Source organism: Aquiflexum sp. (assembly GCF_041751335.1).
GTDB lineage: Bacteria > Bacteroidota > Bacteroidia > Cytophagales > Cyclobacteriaceae > Aquiflexum.
In genome coordinates this window covers 1-6,528 of record NZ_JBGSXS010000215.1, presented here as the reverse complement: position 1 = coordinate 6,528, position 6,528 = coordinate 1, and the positions used below count along the sequence as shown (strand labels likewise).

Sequence of the window (6,528 nt, the reverse complement as noted above, 5' to 3'; positions counted from 1 at the left end):
TCCTTTGTTGCCAAAGCAGAACTGTAAATAATTTCAGGTTTGCCTACCGGAGGTTGATTGTTGAGCATCAAAGTCACATCTGAGACCCTATAACTTTCCCCTGACAGGAGATAGTTTTTACCATGGATGTTTTTGGTAGTGGCCGCTTTGAAAATCGCATCGGCAACATCTTCTACATCTACCAATGCCCACAACACATCCATGTCATAGATCATTTGTATAAAAGGGTTGGGGGCAATTTTATTTTTAAACAGAAATTGAATACCCGTTGAAGTGGAATCCTGTCTGTTTGACAGAGATTTCCCCATTACTCCCGTCGGTGAAACAGAAGTAATTTCAAAATTTAAATCAGGGTGGTCGGCAATGAATTTATTGACGGCCTGATTGGCGATAAACTTGGCTTGGGCATAAGGAATGCCTTCTTCGCTCATATATGGCGCATCATTTTCATTGATTTGGTCACCTTCAGTTTTTCCTGCAGGTAAAAATGGGAAGCTTGTGTTATATGCTGCCACAGATGCAATGAAAACGACTTTTTCGATCCCAGGAGTTTTGAGAACTGCTTCCAAGAAGTTTTCCGTTCCCTTGATGGTTGGGTCAAACAATTCTTTCTGAAGGTCTTTCACATCCAATTGAAAGGGAGTCCCTCCATGAATTACTATATTACAATCTTTCAGAAAATCCAAAAGCTCCTGTTTGTTTTCAACATCTAATTGAGCGATTTCGAGGTTCTCAGCATTTTTGAGACTGAGCAAATGTTCATACTTTTCCTTTTTGGAAATATCTGTGGTAGATACTTTTACTTTGTATCCTTCATTCAAAAACTTTTGGGTGTTGTAGCTTCCAATAAAGCCGGAGCCCCCGATAATGCCTACTGTTTTCATGATTAATTAATTTGTTTTTGATGCCAAATTGGTTCGGTCATTGGCTTTCCCGTTTTAATTATTGTCATTTCAATTGGTTATTCTTTTCGGTTGCTGTTGGGTGCTGCAGTGGATTCCCCCTCCATCCCAGTTTTGCATCATGGCATCAAAGAATACAATCTTTCGTCCCGGAAACTGTTGCTCAAAAATCTCCCGTACCTTATCTTCTTTTTCTTTCGAAGAGCCCATAGCGGTATAGGTCTGCAACAGCACCAAACTATTGGTCACCAAATAATTGAAATAACTTGCAGCAGGTACCCTAAGTAAAGTATCGCCAACCTGCACTGCTTCGGAAGGGACAAAACTATCGGGTGTTACATCTAAGGTGAATCCATCCTTTTTCAAATCTTTTCTTACTACCACTTTTTGAGTAATTAAATTTGGTAAAGGCACTTTGATGATGGTAAAGGGTTTTCCATCCTGGTCTTTGGCATTTTTGAGGATTTCGTAATTCTCGTTCATGCGCTCATAATTCATTTGACTGATGGGGTCTAGGTCTTTTTCTGCTTCATCCACCCATGCCAGCAAAATGGTACTTGGATTGGTAAATCGTACAAACTCGTCGGTATGCCCGCCGGTGCCTCCTCCTACATAATCACCCGTGATACGCCGATAAAAATAATGAGGGTCATCTGCCAGACCCTCCTTCATCCAGATGATATTGGTCACGCCCAATACGCGTTTAAATTCTGATTCAATCGTTTCTTTGGAAAGGGCAGGATTACGTTGAAATACCGTTGCTTCACACAAAATCAAGGTTCCTTTGCCATTGACTTCAATAGCCCCTCCTTCGTGAACCACATCCGTTTTGATGATTTTGGCTCCCTCGGCCGCAGCCATTAAGCTGTCCACGCTCCCTGTTTTTAGCCTTTTCTCTAAGCCCTTTTTCCATGTGGAATTGATGCTGTCCTTATTGCCTTCATGTTTGAGGTCTAAAAATGCCGATAAACCATATCCGTCCCATCCAAAGTCCGCCACCCCCAATTCACCTTTCCCATTAACAAGAAAGGTTGCCCCTTGATCTCTGATCCAATATCGTTCACCCGGCATGACATACATTTTGATTCCTGTGGTATCCACGCCCAGCTCTATAAGTTTCGTAATGGCAGTTTGCTTTAGGCTATCGGTATCGAAAGCGATTTTGACCGTTACATGAGGTTGTAGCGTTGTGATGATTTTACCTATGGAAGGATAAAACCGTTGGGTGGAGTCCTTTTCCCAGCCTAACCAAACGGCCTCATGGGGTTCCCATTCGGCAGGCATATAGAATGTTTCGTCAGAAAGTTTGGTTTCTTTGCTGCTACAGGCATACAAAAGGAAGATAATGGAAAATAAGAATGCTATTGGTTTCATTTTAATTAAAAATTGGGTGTTTTACGCTTTATTTATCTCTTTAATTTTCAGGAGTGAAATTATATCTCCAATTCAATTTCATCCATCGATAAATTAGTTAATTAAAACTTTTCACCGTCCCGACATAGGACGAAAGGGGTAAAATACTTCCCCAATGAGCGGAATTTCTTTTCGAGTGAAGATTATGGAAATAGAATCGGGTTCAGTTTGATTCAAAAAACTTTTTGTGACCGGATTTTTGTTAGCTAAGCGGGTAGCTTTTTTCAAATTCAACCCAGTTAGGGTAGGGAAATTCAGGGACTGATTACCATTCTTTACCCCACATTGTCATGTGGGGCTAATCAAATTAATTCCCTTCAGGAAATAAACTGGAAAAATAAATTCAAAGTGTTCGCTGTTTTTCATCACTAAGGCTAAGCTCTTTAGGAATTTACCATTGATATTAGATTTGTGGCCAATATCTAACTTGCACCCGTAAGCTGCAAAAAAGGAGAAAGACAGGATTGAATTTGGTAAGCCAATCTTAAATGTTCGGTGCTGATACATTCGATCCAAATATAGACTCAACCACAAAGTGGTTTAATTTGATTAGCCACACATCGCTATGTGTGGACCATATTTGACATTTTCATATATCCTTTCAACCCTGACAGAGCCTGTCCCGAAAATCGGGAGGTTGAATTTGAAAGACCTCTACCAACTTATTCCTTTAATTTTAACATCTGAATTCCATTTTTTGGATGAATGCAAGTAGATTTTCAAAGAGGAAGGGATTCGGATAAAACCCCCAAGGCAATTAATATAAAATTCCTCACCAAAAGGTCGTTTTTACCTAAAATTCCAAAAATTAAATTTATGTTTGGAGTATGCTGGATAATCGCCCAATTCATCCGAAAAATACAGGATTAAAATATCCATACTTTTTTGTTTCTGTCTTCATAATCTTCTATTTCAGTACTTTAGATTCTTATGCCCAAAAACCTCATGTTGATAGCAGCCTATTTAAAGAAGGTTTGCTTGAGTTAAAATTCAATGATAGTTGGCGATATCAGCCCGGTGATAATTTGCAATGGGCAAATCCTGATTTTGATGATTCCGGTTGGTACAACCTAGATCCTATTGGCTTAAAAGCTTACCAAATGCCGGATAGTTTGTGGTCGGGGTTTGGTTGGTGGAGGATTACCTTTACTGCCGATCCAAATACCATTGAAGCAATTGAAAGGCTATATTTTTACTCATGGGGGGCAGCAGAAATTTATTTGGATGGAGAGCTAGTGGCTAGCTACGGAAGTTTTTCACCTGCTAGCCAACTGGAGAAAACATATACTCCCGACTATGATGGAGACAGACCATTGAAAATCACCCCAAAAGTTGTTCATACCTTAGCTGTTAGATTTTCGAATCATCAGGCAAAAAATAACTTTAAAATATTTAGGTACTTTTCTGAAAACCTAGGCTTTGATATTGGCTTTTCCTCGACAGTCAGGGCCAAATATTCAGACTTTCGGTATGCCAATAGCTTTGCGACATTGTCAGTAATCGTAGTGGTGCTTTCTATCCTGTTGTTGTTGCATGTTCTCCTATATTTCAAATTTAGGAGAGAGGAACCTTACCTAGTTATTACGCTCATCACCTTTTTCTTTTTATGTGCAGCCGTTTGTGCGCATATTCTCCTCTTTTTTGAGCTCAACGGTTTTACCAATCCAATTTTCAGTAGCATTTTAAATTCCACTGCTTTTGGTTTGGGTTTTGGGCTTTTACCCTATTCGCTAAGCTCCCTATTTAGAATACAAAAATTTTATTGGACCAAGCACCTGGTTTGGTTAGCACTGTTTAGGACTGCTAATTATTTTATACCTGTTTTCAATTTCATTCTTTTTGATGCGACCATCATACTTGCCGTCATTATTTTGATGGTCATCATCATGCGGATTGCCATTAAAGAGAAAAATAAGGGGGCGCTTTATGTAACATTTGGCGCCATAGGTACTTCTGTTTTCTTATTGGTCAATAGGATGGTCAATGCTGAACTCATTACCCTGAGCACATTCTTATATTATGTAGACCTGATTTTGCTGTATATCAGTTATCCTTTGGGCATTTACATTTATATCACCAATCAGTATGGCAGGCTTTTCCTTGCGATGGAGCAGGAGGTGGAAGTGCGGACCCAACAATTGAATGCAACAATTAGAGACCTGACCAAAACCCAAAATGAGCTTTCATTAAAAAACAATCAAAATGTCTTATTGCTTAAGGAAATTCATCACCGGGTAAAAAACAACCTGGAAGTGGTGTCGGGCTTACTGGCCCTGCAGTCCGCAAAAATGGATGACCCTACCATGCAGGAAGTCATGCTGGCAAGCCAAAACAGGGTACATTCTATGGGTATTTTGCACCAAAAGCTTTACCAAAGCGAGCATTTGGCATTTATTGAAATGAAGAATTATTTCGAAAACCTCTGCATCAATATCCTGGATTCCTACAATGAAACCGACAGGATAAAAGTCAATATTGAAATGAAGGAACTTGAAATGGATGTGGATACGGCAGTGCCATTAGGCTTGATTGTCAATGAGCTGCTTACCAATGCACTGAAATACGCTTTTCCCAAAGGTGAAAAAGGAAATATTGAATTGAGTTTGAAAAGTTTGAATGAAGACAATTTCCAATTGAAAATCAGTGATAATGGAGTGGGTAAACCTTCGGATGAAAAAGCTAAAGGCACGGGCTTTGGCACCCAGTTGGTTAATCTGCTAACCCGTCAGATTGATGGGAAACTGATGCAGGATGTCAGCAATGGAACCATGATTTTAATCAATTTTAAACGACAAGTAGCGGCTGGGGCCGGTCAGGTATAAACTTTGATTGGGAATATTTTTATACCATTGACATGAATCGGAGCGGACCGTCACCCTGTATTCTAAGATTAAAGCAAGTGAAATAGTACAATTTTTCATTTCTTATGCGGCATACTTGTAAATATCCACGTAAGGAGTATCTCTAGTTATGACTGCAAATACCCTTGCCAACAGCTTGTTTCTGATGATGTTTAATGTACTCATGCTGTTTTTGCCTTTTTGAATTCTGTTTTCATAGTATTGTTTCATTTCAGGGTTATGTTGGATTGCTGAACCGGCGCACATGGTCAATAGGGATTTGATTCTTTTGTTTGCTAATTTGCTTGTTTTGGTTCTTCCATTGAATGTGCCAGATTGATTGGGAAAAGGTGCAATGCCTGCATAGCTGGCAAACTTTCTCCAGTTTTCAAAAGAGGAAAATCCTTTTGTCAGGATGATCATCACAATGGCCGTCTGGGGTCCAACCCCTTTGATGGAATTTATCAGCTTGTACTGTCTTGAAAGTTCTGTGTCCTCTATTATTAATTTTTCGATATGCTTTTCAACCCTTTCAATTTGGACATCGAAGCACTTTATTATCTCTTGTTGGGATTGAATGTATACTTCAAACCCATCATCGGAGAACTGGCTCCTGTATTCTCCAAGCCTGGTCTTATAAGCTGCTCTTTCCTTCACCATACGCTCCCTGAGTGAAGAAAGCTTCTTTAATTTTTCCAAGGTCTCCGAAGGCAGTTTGTAAAGTTTGATCTTTTCCCTTTTCTCATAAACATACTCCGCAATATCACGTGAATCGGCTTTGTCCGACTTCCCCCTTCTGATCCCCAGGGATCTTTTGAGCTCAAGCCCGGGAATCACAGCAAAAGAAAAGTCTTTGCTGTCAAGAAACAGAATAAGATTCTCAGAGTAAAGACCGGTATGTTCAAAACCAAAAAGCAATTCCGAATGGGGAAGCTTTCCTGCTTTATCCATGATCCATTCGATCATGGCTATGAACCCTTGTTCATCATTACTGAAAACTTTATGGCAACCGATAGGTAATAGATAAACATCAAGTGTAGACTTACTGACATCAATTCCGATAAACAAATTAAATTTCATAACTTTATGTTTAAGTTTAACAAATTAAGTTGCCGAAACTAAAACCTTTAGAAGGCCTGAGAACCTAAAATTCTAACTGGTTATTTTGGCAACCATTTAAAGAATGGGGACTAATACAGGGTTTAGGCCTAAAGCCTAGACGAAGGATAAGTTCACCCCATTCTTTTTTATTCTTAAAGTTAACTTTATCCACACTTATCAACAAGTTACCAGTCTCCCCCCAGACCCCCCTCAATGTTGATAACTATAACCATATATCTTAGAAAATTACTATTTTGTAAATCTAAAGGACG

General features: G+C 39.3%; 4 protein-coding genes. 1 reads left to right on the top strand and 3 read right to left on the bottom strand.

Annotated elements, in window-relative coordinates; genetic code table 11:
* Window positions 1-884 (bottom strand): NAD-dependent epimerase/dehydratase family protein (locus ACEW8U_RS11500; protein WP_373522185.1); only part of this gene is annotated, 884 nt, incomplete at its 3' end.
* Window positions 885-953: 69 nt separating this feature from the next.
* Window positions 954-2,276 (bottom strand): agmatine/peptidylarginine deiminase, encoded by a 1,323-nt coding sequence (locus ACEW8U_RS11495; RefSeq protein WP_373522184.1) that lies wholly within the window; start codon window positions 2,274-2,276, stop codon window positions 954-956.
* 866 nt (window positions 2,277-3,142) lie between these two features.
* On the opposite strand from ACEW8U_RS11495, the gene ACEW8U_RS11490 reads away from it, so the two are divergent.
* Window positions 3,143-5,137 (top strand): histidine kinase dimerization/phosphoacceptor domain -containing protein, encoded by a 1,995-nt coding sequence (locus ACEW8U_RS11490; RefSeq protein WP_373522183.1) that lies wholly within the window; start codon window positions 3,143-3,145, stop codon window positions 5,135-5,137.
* A 102-nt stretch (window positions 5,138-5,239) separates the two neighbouring features.
* On the opposite strand, the gene ACEW8U_RS11485 is transcribed toward ACEW8U_RS11490, so the two are convergent.
* On the bottom strand, window positions 5,240-6,235 hold the full coding sequence (locus tag ACEW8U_RS11485; RefSeq protein ID WP_373522182.1) for an IS110 family transposase: 996 nt from the start codon (window positions 6,233-6,235) through the stop codon (window positions 5,240-5,242).
* Between the last annotated feature and the right edge of the window lie 293 nt (window positions 6,236-6,528).